At 68.1% G+C, this 14,474-nt stretch carries 16 protein-coding genes; 3 read left to right on the top strand and 13 right to left on the bottom strand.

Going from position 1 to position 14,474, the window contains the following annotated elements; translation table 11 throughout:
• Positions 1 to 165: 165 nt before the first annotated feature.
• From ABEB28_RS39055 to ABEB28_RS39085, 7 genes are all read right to left on the bottom strand, one after another.
• Positions 166 to 1,137, bottom strand: a complete 972-nt coding sequence (locus ABEB28_RS39055) for an SCO2521 family protein (RefSeq protein ID WP_345733345.1) — start codon at positions 1,135 to 1,137, stop codon at positions 166 to 168.
• Positions 1,138 to 1,179: 42 nt separating this feature from the next.
• On the bottom strand, positions 1,180 to 2,151 hold the full coding sequence (locus ABEB28_RS39060) for an SCO2522 family protein (protein WP_345733346.1): 972 nt from the start codon (positions 2,149 to 2,151) through the stop codon (positions 1,180 to 1,182).
• On the bottom strand, positions 2,148 to 3,068 hold the full coding sequence (locus ABEB28_RS39065) for an SCO2523 family variant P-loop protein (protein ID WP_345733347.1): 921 nt from the start codon (positions 3,066 to 3,068) through the stop codon (positions 2,148 to 2,150). Before ABEB28_RS39065 ends, ABEB28_RS39060 begins: the two co-directional genes overlap by 4 nt.
• A 2-nt stretch (positions 3,069 to 3,070) precedes the next feature.
• Positions 3,071 to 4,915 carry an SCO2524 family protein gene (locus ABEB28_RS39070; protein WP_345733348.1) on the bottom strand — a complete coding sequence of 615 codons (1,845 nt, stop codon included), beginning with the start codon at positions 4,913 to 4,915 and terminating at the stop codon, positions 3,071 to 3,073.
• A gap of 31 nt (positions 4,916 to 4,946) precedes the next feature.
• Positions 4,947 to 5,738 (bottom strand): SCO2525 family SAM-dependent methyltransferase, encoded by a 792-nt coding sequence (locus ABEB28_RS39075; protein ID WP_345733349.1) that lies wholly within the window; start codon positions 5,736 to 5,738, stop codon positions 4,947 to 4,949.
• A gap of 501 nt (positions 5,739 to 6,239) precedes the next feature.
• Entirely contained in the window at positions 6,240 to 6,770 is a 531-nt protein-coding gene (locus ABEB28_RS39080; RefSeq protein ID WP_345733350.1) for a GNAT family N-acetyltransferase, read from the bottom strand.
• A gap of 203 nt (positions 6,771 to 6,973) precedes the next feature.
• On the bottom strand, positions 6,974 to 7,474 hold the full coding sequence (locus ABEB28_RS39085; RefSeq protein WP_345733351.1) for a MarR family winged helix-turn-helix transcriptional regulator: 501 nt from the start codon (positions 7,472 to 7,474) through the stop codon (positions 6,974 to 6,976).
• Positions 7,475 to 7,562: 88 nt separating this feature from the next.
• Here ABEB28_RS39085 and ABEB28_RS39090 point away from each other — a divergent pair, with 88 nt between their 5' ends.
• On the top strand, positions 7,563 to 8,066 hold the full coding sequence (locus tag ABEB28_RS39090; protein ID WP_345733352.1) for a methyltransferase family protein: 504 nt from the start codon (positions 7,563 to 7,565) through the stop codon (positions 8,064 to 8,066).
• Here ABEB28_RS39090 and ABEB28_RS39095 read toward each other — a convergent pair.
• Entirely contained in the window at positions 8,063 to 8,464 is a 402-nt protein-coding gene (locus ABEB28_RS39095; protein ID WP_345733353.1) for a VOC family protein, read from the bottom strand. The genes ABEB28_RS39090 and ABEB28_RS39095 overlap by 4 nt on opposite strands.
• A gap of 9 nt (positions 8,465 to 8,473) precedes the next feature.
• Positions 8,474 to 9,283 carry an SDR family NAD(P)-dependent oxidoreductase gene (locus tag ABEB28_RS39100; RefSeq protein WP_345733354.1) on the bottom strand — a complete coding sequence of 270 codons (810 nt, stop codon included), beginning with the start codon at positions 9,281 to 9,283 and terminating at the stop codon, positions 8,474 to 8,476.
• Positions 9,284 to 9,360: 77 nt separating this feature from the next.
• Between ABEB28_RS39100 and ABEB28_RS39105 the strand changes: the two genes are divergently transcribed.
• Positions 9,361 to 9,819 (top strand): winged helix-turn-helix transcriptional regulator, encoded by a 459-nt coding sequence (locus tag ABEB28_RS39105; protein WP_345733355.1) that lies wholly within the window; start codon positions 9,361 to 9,363, stop codon positions 9,817 to 9,819.
• Here ABEB28_RS39105 and ABEB28_RS39110 read toward each other — a convergent pair.
• Both ABEB28_RS39110 and ABEB28_RS39115 read right to left on the bottom strand, forming a co-directional pair.
• Positions 9,722 to 10,423 (bottom strand): hypothetical protein, encoded by a 702-nt coding sequence (locus ABEB28_RS39110; protein WP_345733356.1) that lies wholly within the window; start codon positions 10,421 to 10,423, stop codon positions 9,722 to 9,724. The two genes, ABEB28_RS39105 and ABEB28_RS39110, sit on opposite strands and share 98 nt — an antisense overlap.
• A 55-nt stretch (positions 10,424 to 10,478) precedes the next feature.
• Complete coding sequence (locus tag ABEB28_RS39115) at positions 10,479 to 11,066, bottom strand: TetR/AcrR family transcriptional regulator (RefSeq protein ID WP_345733357.1); 588 nt, start codon at positions 11,064 to 11,066, stop codon at positions 10,479 to 10,481.
• Between the two features lie 100 nt (positions 11,067 to 11,166).
• Here ABEB28_RS39115 and ABEB28_RS39120 point away from each other — a divergent pair, with 100 nt between their 5' ends.
• Positions 11,167 to 11,724 (top strand): dihydrofolate reductase family protein, encoded by a 558-nt coding sequence (locus ABEB28_RS39120; protein WP_345733358.1) that lies wholly within the window; start codon positions 11,167 to 11,169, stop codon positions 11,722 to 11,724.
• A gap of 52 nt (positions 11,725 to 11,776) precedes the next feature.
• Here ABEB28_RS39120 and ABEB28_RS39125 read toward each other — a convergent pair whose 3' ends face one another.
• Positions 11,777 to 12,412 (bottom strand): response regulator transcription factor, encoded by a 636-nt coding sequence (locus tag ABEB28_RS39125; protein WP_345733373.1) that lies wholly within the window; start codon positions 12,410 to 12,412, stop codon positions 11,777 to 11,779.
• Complete coding sequence (locus ABEB28_RS39130) at positions 12,412 to 14,340, bottom strand: histidine kinase (RefSeq protein WP_345733359.1); 1,929 nt, start codon at positions 14,338 to 14,340, stop codon at positions 12,412 to 12,414. The genes ABEB28_RS39125 and ABEB28_RS39130 overlap by 1 nt, the downstream gene beginning before the upstream one ends.
• Positions 14,341 to 14,474: the final 134 nt, after the last annotated feature.

A 14,474-nucleotide genomic window follows, 5' to 3' on the forward strand; every position in this document is an offset into this window, starting at 1 on the left:
TCTACGGCGGCAGATGCTCGACAGCACTTCCCAGAAATCCCGCTGCCAACCTTTACAGCGTAGATGGTGGATGACCACCGCTGAGTGAAAATTCCGTGATCAGGTGAATCACGTCAATGGCGCGGTGAGACGAAAGCGCATTGTTGTGAACAGCGAGACACATTTCTACTCGCCGACGGCTCGGGGCTCCGCCCGGCTACCCAGCCCGCGCAACAGAGTGATCGTGTGCATCGCTAGCTGATCGCGGATACGAGCGACCTGCGTGTCCCACTGCCGGCTGAACCCCGATGCGCGCTCCAGGCTTTCCCAGTACGGCGTCAGCTGGTCGTCCAACCGGGCCGTCGGCATCCACAGGTGCAGCAGGTGATCCACGATCGGCTGCAGCTTCGCCAACGCCTGGTCGTCGATGCCCTGATCGAGGCGGCTTCGGTCGACGTAGGTCTTCAACGCGGTGAGCAACCAGTCGTGCCTGGCCACGACCGCGGCGAAATCACCGGCCTGGTCCGGCGTCAGGGAGGAGGATCGTATCCGGAGCACTCGCAGCGATCCGTCTTGCAGGCCGAACGCGACGCGATCCTCACCGCCGTCCTCGGTGAGCTGCAGTACCCAGCGGAGTTGGGTCCGCGCGCCCCGGATCGCGCGCGGGCGTCGCGCCGCCGGTAGCTTCTGCCCCTCTCTCAGGAGCGAACGCTGCACCTCGTCCATGAGCCGCTCCGCGATACCACCCAGGTACAGTCCGGAGCCCGCCGCCGCGGTCAGGAAGCCATCGGCGATCGCGTCCGGCCGGGTCTTACCGATGGTCTCCACGATGCCCGGACGAGTCAGGTAGTACGCCCAGGGCCGGCGTCGGTCGGATTCGCTCCGGACCACCTCGACCATCGCCGACGATTGAAGAATTCGCTCCCCGCTGATCGAGGCGCGGCTCGCGACGGCGCCCACCACCCGGGGTCGGCCGCCGGACGAGGTCACGAGACGACAATCGACGCCGACGAAGGCGTCCGGGGAGACGACGTAGGGCACGGGCCGTTCGAAAGCGCGTACCGACTCACCGACCCGCTGCAAGGCGAGCGCTTGCCTGGCCACCCTCGACGGTACGGATGTCGGGTACTGGGCCAGCCCGGTGTGGATCTCGCTCATGGCCAGCATGTGGAGCCCCCTGTCGACGCGCCACCGGGCGCACTACGCACTGAGCGGTCCGCCTCCGAGAAACACGTAACTGATTCGTTCGATGATCTCGCGGGGCAGCGCGAGTTGTTCGTTTTCGGCACGCCCGTCGACGTCGCGGAGGACGGCGGGGTCCACCTCGACCTGTCCCAGTATCGTCCGCACCGCGTGCTCAGTAGCCAGGAATCGATTGGTCATCACCGACAGCGTGCGATAAGCGCTGAAGGGGTCGGCGCGCTCGTTCAGACGCACAACGGGGGGTACGTCGTCCCAGCTGTCCGGCCAGGACGCCGGAGCATCGGCGAGCGCCGTCACCGGCTTTCCCTCGAAGCGCAGGACGCCCAGCCGGAGTAGTTGCCAGACCGCGGCCAGGTAGGCGCACGACCATTTCTCCGCCCCGGTGTCGCCGCTCCACAATTCGATGTCCATGAACACCGAGTGATTCCGCGCGGCGTTCTCGGTCGGCGGCTGCCACGCCTTACCCGCCTGCATCGCCTCGAGCCCGGTCGACGGTGATCTCATGCCGTTCGAGAGCCAGCCGACCTCGGTGACCGGTGGGCGGGAGCCGTTGGTTCCGGCAGGTGGCTCGGCGACCAACCGGGACCGCACCAGCGGAGCCAGCGGCACACCGCCCGCCTCGGCGCACGCTGATTCCCGCGCGATGTAGTCGATGGTGAGGCCGGCTTCGGCCGCGGCGTCGATCACCGCGGGCAGGACCGCCCCCGGCGGGAACGATCGCCGGAAGTAGTCGTCGACGAGGAAACACGTACTCACTCGCGGGCGCTTCTGGCCGGCCGTCAGCTCTTCGGTCCCGAGCTTCACCCACGGCGCCAGCCGACGGAAGTACGCCGTCAAGTCGGTCTGCCCGGGTGCGAAGTCCTCCATGTACAAGTGGCCGACCTCGATGGACACATGCGACAGCGGCACCGAGGCAACGGGACGGAGCGCACCAGCCGCTTCGCTGTGGGTGGCTTTGACCGGGCTCACAAGCCCTCCCAGGAGGCCGTGTCGAGCAGCTTCTTGGCGAGCGAGGCGAACGCCTGCGTCGTCTCCAGGTTGGCGACCTTACGATTCGCGACGTCCTCGTCGAGAATCAGCTGCTCGCGCCACTGCAGGACCGGATCGAGGGGAACGGTACCGAGCCGCGCGGTCTGTCCGAGACGCTGCTTGCTCGCCAGGTCGGCGAGTTGGCGGTCGGTGTTGTGCAACCAGGCGATCTGCGGCGGTTGGAGCCCACGAACAGACGGCGAGTCCGGATCGACATAGGCGGTCCGGACGAATCGCAGCCCGTTCTGCAGCTTCTTCGCCTCGTGCCCGAGGGCCACGCCGTTGTCCAGGATCCCGCCGACGCCGTACACCAGGCCGTTCGCGGCGATGATGTGCTGCCGCGTCCAGCGATGGAAGACCAGCCACCGAACGATCGCGGAACCGAGCTCCGGCGCTCGCGTCGCCTCCAGGACGATGTCCGTCGCGAACGAGCGCCCCGCGCTCAAATCCACCAGGCAGAGGTCGAACTCCTCGTCCAGGCGCGCGAGCAGGCGAACACAACGCTCGATCGCCGCCGGGGTGGCCGCGAACTCGCCTCCCCCCTCGTCACCCGGGAACAACACCAGCTCACCCGCGCTCCGGGGACGCGCCTCCCGGATCTCCTCCCGATCCGAGTCGTTCCAGACGTCGACCTCCAGCGGGGTGGCACCGGTCTCGTGGAGGCAGCTGTGGAGACCCCCCGCCTGCGCGCCGCGGGCGAGGCCGTGGATCTGGAAGATCGCCCCGGCGGTCGGCGATCCGAAATCGAAGTCCAGGTAACACGCGTCGGCGCCTTGCAGCGCAGCGCGATAGGCGATGTTGGCGCTGGTGACGGAGCGGCCGGTGCCGCCTTTGTCGGAGGTCGCGAATACCAACACGGCTAGATCCTTCCCGCGTCCAGGCGGGCGACCTCCAGCTCGTTCAATGCACGCAACACGTCGTTGGCCAGGACGGCAGCGGTCGCCGGACGCTCGGACACGAGGACGCGGGCGCGGCGTAGATTCTCCCGCATCGCGTGCATCGTCGCCTGGATCTTGGTGTTGGCCTGCGCCGAACTCCGCTCCTGCTCCTGGTCGAAGAGCTGCTCTGCCTCGCCCAACACGGCCCAGGCATGCTCCACGAGCGGATCGCTGGAGAGCGGCCGGCCCTCGAAGAGCTTCGACAAAGCGACCAGGGATTCCACGATGCGCTCGGTGAAGTACCACGACGGCCGCTCGTGCCGAGGCAGCGACTCCTCGAGCGGGAAGACCTCGGCCGGCTGGTCCCAGAGTGATTTGCCGGGGCCTTTGCGTAGCCGTCGACGGAGCAGGTAGGTCCAGACCTCCTCGGCCAGGTCGAGCAGATCCCGGCGAAGCTCCTGGCTGCGGGCCAGGGCGGCCACGGCCACGGTCCGCTTCAGCAGCATCGCGGCGTAGTCGGAGACGATCCAGGTCAGCTGCTGGGGGCCGGACAGCTCGCTCCCGACCAGCCGCAGCTGCAGGCCCGGCGAGTGCAGCGCGACCGCCGGGTCGTTGGCCACCGCACGCCGGGTGATCCGGCCACGGCTCGCCAGCTCGTTCAGCACCTGCAGGATCTTGCTCAGCTCCGCGTCGGTGGCACGGCGACGGTCGAGGTCCTCGGAGACCAGCGACGTCATGAGCAACGTGAAGTAGTCGGACTCCTCCGCGTCGCTCGTGCGCCACGGCATGTCCTCCAGCGGCCAGCGCCCGGTGCCGAACGTGGCGAGCGTCGCCCAGTACCGCCGCACGAGGTCGTACCGCACCTGGAGCGCCGCCGCGAGCCGCTGCTGCTCCTCGTTCAGCAGGCGCAGGACGCGGGTCCGCTCGGTGGTGAGATCGAGGATTCCGGCGAGCGCGTTCACCGTGAAGTACAACGACGGCCGGTCCGGGGCGACCCCGCCGAACTGCGGTCCGATGTCCTCGCTGGTCTCGATCTTCGGTGCGTCCTTGATGACGCTCCACGACCAACCGCACTCGAACAGGCGGTTCGGGTTGTCCAGGTCGGACTCGACCTGACCGGAACCGATCGAGAGGTCGCGGAGACCCGCGCGCACCTCTTCGAGCGAAGCTTGCAGATCCTCGATGACGACCTGGTCGGGTTGATTGCGCTGGTTGGCCGTGCGGATCAGGATCCGGCCCGGCTCCTCGGTGGTCCGGAACACGTTCACCGTGAAGCTCCGCAGCAGGCCGACCATCGCGGCGGTCAATCGCCTACTCGCCAGGTGCTCGAGGGCGTCGATGTCCTTGAGGATGTCGTCCCGCGTCACCTTGCTGCGGAAGATGCGGACGAAGCCCAGCGTCGCCAGTGTCAGCGTCAGGGACACCGAGAACGACTCGACGATCGGGAGCGCACGTTGCTCGGGACTGACCAGCTCCGGGTTGTCGTGCGGGCCGAAGTACGAGTCGCCGGAGAAGATCGGTGCACCGTTGTCGTCCACATAGTTGGTCATGTACTCGGTGAGCACTCCGACCAGACGTCGCGGAATCTCGATGTTGTCGCCGAGCAGAGCCAGCGCCTGGACCGATTCCCGCGCGGTCTGGTCCGGCTGGTCCAGCTTCAAGCTCTTGACCTCGGACGCGGGGTACATCAGGCAGAGCAACTGCTCCGCATCGCTGACCGAGTTGCCGCCGACGCGGCCGCCCCACTGCCACGTGCCGTCGACGACCGTCACACGGGCGGTGGCTTCCCAGATGTCCAACAGGTGTTGACGCGGTTGAGCTTTCATCCTCGAGTCAGCACCTCCGAGCGCCGAACCGTCACTTAGCTCGACCCGTCGCGACGATCATCGCGTCGTGTCCGTCCCGCAGTGCCCCGTCATCGGCGCCGTAGGGCACCCGCACGATGTCCAGGTCGAGGGCGATGCGATCGAACGCCAGTCGGACGATGTCCTCATCGACCGGGCAGGCGGGGAACAGCACGCCGTCGACCTTGTAGCCGTGAGACTTCTCCATGAACGCGGCAGCGAACGGAGCGCTGGGCCGCAAGGAACGGATGAACCTCTCCAACGCGGCTTTGAACTCTGCTTCGTCGGTGGACATGGACTCCGCTACGAAGAACATCGTACCGATGTCGTACTTCGCGGGCGGAAGATCGAACAGGTCGCCCTGGATCACTTCGGCTTTCGCGGCAAAATCGCGCTTGGGGTGTGATACTTGCGCATAATGTCCGATAGGACTCATCCGGTCCCAGAACCGCAGCCAATTGTCGTCGAACCCGCCCTGCTGGCCGTTCAACCAGGCCACGTTCGCCGCGCCACGCTCGAAAAGGTGCACGTTCGCCACGAAGGGCAACATCATGAGCGCCGGGTACAGATTGGCACCGGATCCGACATCTACCGCCGTAGCGTTCGGCGACAGCAGGGTCTGACCGACGGAACGCTCGAAGAAGCCGGTGCAGTGCTCAATTATCTTGCCGTCGTCGTGCCGGACGGTGCGATAGTTGTCGTCGATATACGGCTCGGGATGGAAGCTATCCCAGTCAACATCAGCATTCAGTGTCCACCCGTCGAGCGATAGGTCGCCCGAGACACCGAGGGTGGTCTCGGCCACCGGAAGCGAGCTAGGGAAGGGCTCCAGAGCGACACCGCTGGTGTGATTCACCTTCGCAGTGAGTACTCTCGAACGTCCCGCAGACTCTGCGAGATCAAGAGTTTTTACAACATCGTTACCCGACACTTAAATCTCCAGGGACACAGTCGCGACCGACAGCACGCGAAGCGGCGCGCCAGTATCGCATGCACGGGCATCGGCACGTGCACCGCCTCCACAGAGGACAGGATGCCGCCCGGGCGCGTGAACGACAGTGCCGCAGCTAACTGCCGATTTGTTTGAATAACGTCAGTAGCGCTGGGCATATCGGCGCTAAGCGTAGATCCTCCCCTCGATGATCCCCAACAGCATCATCGTCTTCCTTGGAGAGGATATGACGCATTTCGACGCGTCAAACAGGCCGTCCGAGACACCTCGGTAACATCCCGACGCAGCGATCCGCCTCGCCATCGTCGCCGGGCGGCACCTACCGGGCCGCCGCCCGCATCCCTGGCACGGCGCTCATCCCACTCTGGACGGTTCGGAACGTGTGTTGGTCAGACGTAACTTCATGAGGAGCCGGTCCTCGCCCTCACCGAAGTGATTCCGGAGCTTCCCGACTTGTTCGTAGCCGAGCTTCTCGTAGAGACGAAGAGCAGTGGTATTGGCCGGATCGACGGTCAGCACGGGTTGCTCCAAACCTTTCCCAGCGAGAAAGGCTTCGGCCTCGGCCGTCAGATTGCTTCCTATTCCCCGTCGTTGGTGATCCGGGTGAACACCCAGCGAAAGAATCCATCCGCGCGGTTCGACGTCTTGGCCGACCACGGCAATGATGTAGCCAACCACCTCTCGTGCACGTTCGGCCACCAGGAAACCCCCTGCGAAGATGTCCAGCGCCTGGACGAAAAAGAATTGGGGATACAGGTCGTGGCCCGAAAATGCTGCGCTGTCGACCCTTCCGACCGAGGGAAGGTCGTCGCGGTCGCATCGGCGGATAACGTACTCCGGCGGAAGCGGTGGAAGACTCGGAACCGACTGGTCTACGTGTGCCACTCTCTGCTCTTCTCCTCACGGCTGGAGCGGTGCGGAAATCGGCGGAGTACAAGATGCTACCCGTGACCAACGTGGAGGGTGCCAATTCCGCCTCATTCGGTTCTCTTGGGGCAGCGGTGACACGCGTTTCTGAATCGCGTCGAACATCGACTCGTCGGATTGCAGTGTCGCGATGTCCTCGTTCTAGGAGCGCGCTTTTCGTGCTAGTCCCGCTGGGCGCGGGCCGCCCGTAGCGGGGTGTCCAGCCCGGCGGCCACCCGACCGGCCAGCGTGGCGAGCGTCCTCAGTTCGTCCTCGGTGAGCATCGAGAACCACTCGGCCACTGCCGCGTGGTCGGCGGTGTCGCGGCCTCGCCAGTACTCCGCATTCTTCTCGGTCGTGGCCAAACGCCGCCGCCGCCGGTCCGCCGGATCGGACTCGCTGGTCAGCCATCCTTTCCGTTCCAGCGACGCGACGAGCTGGGCGACGTTCTGATGTGTCGTCCCCAGCGCCGCGGCCGCTTCGCCGAGTGTCGGCGTGCCGAGTGCGCTGACCGCGGTGAGCAGCGCCGCCTGCTGCGACGTCACGCCGTCGGCACGCAGCCGGGCGTCCATCAGGTAGCGCAGACGCTGCGCGGCCAGCAGCAGCGTACGGAAGGCCCGGACCGACGGCGGGAGGCCTGCGCCGGTCCCGATCTCGAAGGGCGACTGTGCATCAGAAGGCATTGGTAATATATTACCTATCTAGCCGCGATGGCTCGTAGAGGGGCGTCTCCCATGATCGGCCTTCCCCCGCACGCACGGCCCGGTCGTCATGCGTAGCCGCGCTGCCGCCGCCGGCAGCGCACTGTTCTTCGCTCTCGCCCCTGGCACGGTCGCCGGCCTGGCGCCCTGGGCACTCACCGGCTGGGACGCGGGCGCGGCCCCGATCGCGGTGCGGTGGCTCGGCGCCATCCTCGTCGTAGCCGGCGCAGCGGTCCTGCTGCAGGCGTTCGCACGCTTCGTCCGTGAAGGCCTGGGTACGCCTGCCCCGGTGGCGCCCACGGCACACCTGGTCGTCGGCGGGCTCTACCGATACGTGCGCAATCCGATGTACCTCGCGGTCGTGGCGACGATCCTGGGCCAGGCGCTGCTCCTGTGGCGTCCGGTATTGGTGGCGTACGCGGCGGTGGTGGCTGCGACGACCGCCGCGTTCGTGCGGGGTTACGAGGAGCCGACGCTCCGGCGCCAGTTCGGTGGCGACTACGACGCGTACCGAGCCGCCGTACCCGGCTGGTGGCCCCGCCGCACGCCCTGGCCCGGCTCCACCGGCAGCTAGCGCGGGTCGGGGCCCAGCAGGTCCCAGCGGTTGCCGGCGATGTCCACGAAGACCACCACGCGCCCGTACGGCTCGTCCCGCGGCTCACCGACGAACTCCACGCCGGCCGCGCACATGCGTTCGTAGTGCGCGTCGAAGTCGTCGACCCGGAGGAAGAAGCCGACGCGTCCGGCCACCTGGTCGCCGATCGCGGCGGCCTGCCGCTCGCCGTCGGCCTGCGCGAGCAGGATGCCGGTCCGTGCACCGGGTGGCCGGACCACCACCCAACGCTTCGGGCGGCCGCCGTGGGTCATCACGGCCGGTGAGTCCTCGACCAGTTCGAAGCCGAGCACCGTGGTGAAGAACTCGATCGCCGGGTCGTACTGCTCGACGACGATCGTGAAGGACTCGATGTGCACGTCCGCAGCCTACGACCGCGCCGCAGCCAGGATCTCCTCGGTGAGATCCATCAGCCGCTCGGCCTCCGCCGGATCGAGCGTCGGCAGTGTCAGCGGAAGCCGCCGCCCGCGGTCCACCGCGATCAGCGGCTCCGACGGCGGATCCTCGACGAAGTGCTGGATCGGCCCGATCGCCTTCTCGACCGGCTGCGCCGCTACCGCCGCCGTGACCGCCAACAGCCCACGCAGTACCCGGGGCAGCGCGCTGCGGTCGCCGCTACGGGTGAACCCGGGGTGGTACAGCACGTACCGGGCTCGGCTCCCGGCTCGGGCGGCGAATCCGACGCCGAGCAGGTCGTTCGCCCGGCCTGCCTGGAGCTGAGCGCGGACCATCGAGTACCGCCCGGTGAGCTGTGGGTCGTCCCAGTTGACCGAGCCTCTCGTCACCCCGACCCCGGCGACGTTCACGATCACCGGCGACGACGACCGCTCCAGCGCCGGGGCAAGGCCGAAGCTGAGCAGATACCGGCTGAGGTAGTACAGCGCGAACGTCCGCTCCAGGCCCTCAGCCGTCTCGATCCGCTCCGGCGCGACCGCGTTGGCGAACAGCGCGAGCGCGTCCACCACTTCGCACCGGGCGGAGATCTCGTCGATGGCCAGCCGTGTCTCGGCCACGCTGGACAGGTCGACCGGCAGGAACTCGACGAGGCCACCGGCGAGCGACTCGCCACGCTGCCGGTTTCGTCCGAGCACGACGACTCGGTCGCCGCGCTTCGCCCGTTCCAGAGTCAATGCGCGGCCCATTCCGTTGGTGCCGCCGCCAATTACCACTGTGCGCATGCCGTCCTCCACCACCGGGGTTCCGTGATGGACTCGATCCTGCGGGGATGCTTCGGCGACCGGAAGAAGGCACTTCGATGTCCACTGCGAACACCGGTGTGCGCGCCGTGCTGCCCAGTCCGGTGCCCTCGGACGAGTACGAGCAGTGCCCGGTCACCGACGTGGCGCGTCGACTGGGTGACAAGTGGACCCTGCTCGTGCTGGTGCTGCTCGGTCAGCGGCCGTACCGGTTCAACGAACTGCACCGAACGATCGACGGGCTCAGCCAGCGCATGCTCACCCGGACGCTGCGCACCCTGGAGACCGACGGGCTGGTTGACCGCGAAGTCTTCCCGACGCTACCGCCGACGGTGGAGTACCGCCTGACGCCGCTCGGCACGACGCTGCTCGGGCCGATCTCCGCCCTCGCCGACTGGGCGGTCGCCCACCACGCCGACCTCACCGCGGCCCGGGAGCGCGCAGCCGGTGATCGGCGTCCGCAGACCGACTCCGACCCCACCGCAACGGCGGCGCGGGAAGTCCGTCGGACTCCCTGAGAATCGACGCGGTCAGCGCCATCAGGTCGACGATCGAGTGCGCTTGGATCGCCAGCACATTTTCGCGGCCAGCGCCGATACCGAACCCACACTTCGCTCTGCGCACCCGCGGCAACAGCCAGTCGGCGTGCGGGCGATCGACGGCGGCGAAAACGATCGGGTTGTACGACCAGGCGTCGTCGCCCATATGGCCACGACAGCTCGCCGCCGGAATGCAGCCGATCGCGGCCAGGGCGAAGGAGAGGCCCGCTACCCCGACCTCCAGCCCGCCGAGGTGCAGCGAGGTGAGGTCCACCTGCTCGGCGAGAAGCGCGACGGCCGCCTCGTCGTCCGCATCGGTGGACGGGTCGTGGGTCTCCAGGACGCGCGCGAGCCGATCGAACTGCTGCGCATTCGGCGAGAGGACGTCGAGCGCCGCGACGGCCGCCTGCTCACTCGCGGCCACGGCGGCGGCGTCCTCGCGGGTCACGTCGTAGAGGGACCAGACGCCGCGGAAGTATCCGATGCCCTCGCCGAGCATTTCTTCCTTCGCCGGCATCCAGTACTGCGCGGCGGCGGGCAGCTCGGGCACGATCCCGGCTTCGACGTCGACGTGCGGTATCACCCGCCAATGATCCACGACCGACGGGCCCTGGAGTCAGCTGGTGCGATCGGTGCGGTCAGCGCGTCGAGATAGCGCCGAGGGCCGCGTCGATGGCGTCGTCGAGCCGACTGGGGTCTCGCTCCGCCCGGGCGACGACGTGCAGGCCTTGCAGCAAGGCGAGCAGCATCCGGGCGTGGGCACCACAGTCGACATCGCCGCGGATCTCGCCCGCCCGTTGAGCCGTGGTCAGCGCCTTCTCGATTCCCGATTCCAGCGCACCGAAGGCCCGCTGCACGATGCGACCGGCATCCTCGTCGGCGGGAAGCACCTCCGTGGACGTGTTGCCGAGCATGCAGCCACGGCCCGGGGTGGAGCGAGCGCCCTCGAGCGCGTCGGTCAGCAATTGGCGCACGCCGGAGAGCGCCGACCCGTCCGTCCGGAGCTCTGCCGCCTCGCGCGCCTCCTCGGCGTAGGTCTCGAGGGCCCGCAGGAACAGTGCGTGCTTGCCGCCGAAGGCCGCGTGGAGACTCCCGGGCAGGACACCTAGCTCGTCCTTGAGGTCGCGCATCGACGTGCCGGCATAACCGCGCCGCCAGAAGACCTCCTTGGCGTGGCTGATGACCTCGGTGTCGTCGAACGAACGCGGTCGACCGGTGACTGCCATGACGCGATGCTAGGCCACTTCTTGACCACTCGTCCAAGAAGGGAGTAGCTTCCGGAGCACTTCTTGGTCAGATGGCCAAAAATTAGCCTCGGAGGACCTCGTGGGACGACTCTTTCTGCACATCAACGTGTCGCTGGACGGCTATGTCAACGACGCCGCCGGCGCGATCGACTGGCACTTCGCGGATGAAGAGTTCCAGCGGTACATCGACGACCTCCTCACCGACATCGGCGGGATGGTGTTCGGCCGGGTGGCGTTCGAGGAGTTGGCGGGCTACTGGCCGCACGCCGGGGCGGAAGCGTCGCCGACCCAGGTACGCCGCATGCACGAGTTGCCGAAGCACGTGCTCTCGCGCAGCCTCCGCAGCAGCGACTGGCACAACTCCCACGTCCTCGGCGACGACCCGGCCGAGGCCATCACTCGGCTGAAGCAGCAGAGCGGCCAGGACCTAGCGCTCTTCGCCGGCGGCCGAGCGGCCAGCGCCGCGGCCGGACTGGGCGTCGTCGACGAGTACCGCCTGGTCGTCAATCCGGTGCTGCTCGGCGGCGGCACCCGCCTGTTCGACGGCCCTTACGCCAGGACCGAGCTGCGCCTGACCCGGACGCGGCAGTTCGAATCGGGCGCGCTCCTGCTCGTGTACGAGCCCGCAGCCGCCTAGCGCTGCACCCTGCGTCGGCGCAGCACGGTATGGCATTTCGCGGGACCGGTCGTCACGCCCGAAGGAACGTCAGCACGGCCCGGACCCGACGGTGTTCGCGGTCGTCGGGTGCCAGGTCGAGCTTCGTGAAGATCGACCGGATGTGTGCCTCCACCGTCTTCACTGCGAGATGCATCTCGGCCGCGACCGCCGCGTTCGACAGTCCCTGGGCCATCAGCGCGAGCACCGCGCGCTCCCGCTCGGTCAGCTCATCCAACGGGTCGCGTTCTCGCCGCCGGGCGACCAACCTCGTGACGAGTTCGGGGTCGATCACCGTTTGTCCGCGCGCTATTCGGCGCACGTCGGCGCCGAATGCCGCAAGGTCGGAGACGCGGTCCTTGAGCAGGTATCCGACTCCGCCGTCGAACTCGGTCAGCAGCCGCAGCGCGTGGTGCACCTCGACGTACTGCGACAACAGCATCAGGCCGACGCCCGGCGCGAACGCTCGGATCGCTGCGGCTGCCTCGAGTCCCTCCGCGGAGAAACCTGGCGGCATGCGCAAATCGATTATCGCGACGTCGGGCGGCTCCCGCCGCACCAGATCGATCAACGTCACGCCGTCCCCGGTCTGTCCCGCCACGGTGAACCCGGTCTCGCGGAGAATCCGTGCCATCCCCTCGCGGAGCAGTACCGCGTCGTCGGCGAGCATCACGCGCACGGGATCACCGTCCGCAGCGTGGTACCGGAGACGTCACTGTCGATGACCAGCCGCGCGTCGAGCGTCGCGAGACGGTCGCCGAGTCCCTCGAGCCCGCTTCCCGGGCGGACCGCGGCGCCCCCGCAGCCGTCATCGGCGATCTCGAGTGCCAGCCCGACATCGGTGAGTTCCGCTCGCAGACGGACGAGTGTCGCTCCGGTGTGCTTGGCCACGTTGGTCAGCCCTTCGCTCACGACGTAGTACGCGGTGGCCTCGATCTCCGGTGACAGCCGGTGTCCTACCGAGACGGTCGCCCGGACCGGCACGGCCGAACGATCGGCGAGATGGCCGAGAGCCGCCTCCAAGCCGTCCTGCGTCAGGACGGCCGGGTGCAACCCGCGCGCAGTTTCCCGGAGTTCCGCGGTGGCTTCGAGCAGTTGCGCACGGGCGGCCTCGGCCCGAGCGGTCAGTTCGGTGCTCCCGACGGCTTCCGCGAGACGGACCACGCCGCCCAGTTCCAGTGCGACCGCCACGAGTCGCTGCTGGACGCCGTCGTGCAGGTTGCGTTCCAAGCGCCGGCGGGTGGCGTCGCCGGCGACGACGAGGCGCTGGGCGGTCGCCCTCAACTCCAGGATCAAGCCGGCCTGCGCGGCGAGATCCCCGACCAGCTGCTTCTCGGCGGCCGAGAGCGCGTCGCCCGGAGCCTTGCGAACGGTCACGGCTCCGAGGAATCGGCCGTCGTGCACGACGGGTACGGCGCTCAGATCGGTCAGCGTCCGCGTCTCCGACGACAATGCGGACGCCGGCCACGCGGACACCGCTCGCAGCGCCTCCCGCGATCCCGTCCACAACACCACCTCACGGGCACCGACGCCGTCCGCGATCGTTGTGCAGACTCCCCCGAGGAGCCGTTCCGCCGGTGCGGCGAGATGCGCCGACAACCGGGCGAGCGCTTCGTACGGGGTGGCCCGGTAGCCGTAAACCAGGCGATCAGCCAACTGCTGAGCGCGCCGCCGCACTGGTTCGAACGCCACTGCGACGATGCCAGTCGCGATCAGGGAGAGGAGGGTGCCGCGCCCCTCCACGAGGTGGCCGAAACCGAGGACGACCGTCACGTAACCCAGTGAAACGGCGAAGGCCATCGCGCCGAAGACCAACGTCCGGTTGATCACCGGGTCGATGTCGTAGAGGCGGTACTTGAGGATCGCCGCGCCCGCCACCACCGCGGCGATCGGCACCGAGAGGACGCCCGGCAGCGGGGAGCGCCACACCAGCAGGCCACCGACCATGACGAGAGCCGTCGCGGCAACTGCGAAGACGAACCAGCGGAGCTGGCGATTCTCGTCCCCGTGCGTCCGGCGGAGGCGAGCGATCACGCACCCGACTGCGACCAGCTGGAAGAGCAAGTAGGCGACGGGGCGCGCGACCGAGTAGAACGTCGTCGCCTCGTCCGCACCCGGGACATCGAGCGGGTGCGGCGCCACGAGCCCGGTGCGGGCGTACTCGACCGGCCAGAGCGCCGACACCGCGGCGAGCACGACTCCGATCGCGGCGAGCACCCCGACGACCGGTCGCCACCCTGGCGACGGCAGCCGCCCAGTCGGGAAGCACATCAGCGTGAAACAGGTGAACATCAGGACGATCGGTAGCGGCCAGACGCCCAGCCACCCCACCCAGGAGGCACCCGGCAGCGGCCCCGGGTGAAGACCGTACTCGCGGCCGGCGAACATCCCCGCGTGCGCGACTCCGGTGATGACAAATAGCCAGCCTTCACGGTTCGCCGGCCGCCGCCGGACCACGTAGAGCCCGACCGCGGTGAACGACACGGCGATCAGCCCGTTGTGCACGTTCCCCACGTGGATGCCGAGCGCGAACCCGCCCACGACCAGCCCGAACGTGACGGCGCCGATCGCCGGGCCGAGCATCGCGGTCCGCGTCATAGGCGCATGGTCGCAGAGCGGACGCCGAGGCGGATCAGTGCTGACCCTCGGACACCGAAGGGCCTGCTCTGGTCCGTCCACCGCGCCGAACGGCGAAGGTCGAGACGACTGATCGACCACGCCAAGGAGTCGCC

The organism is Cryptosporangium minutisporangium, from assembly GCF_039536245.1.
Lineage (GTDB): Bacteria > Actinomycetota > Actinomycetes > Mycobacteriales > Cryptosporangiaceae > Cryptosporangium > Cryptosporangium minutisporangium.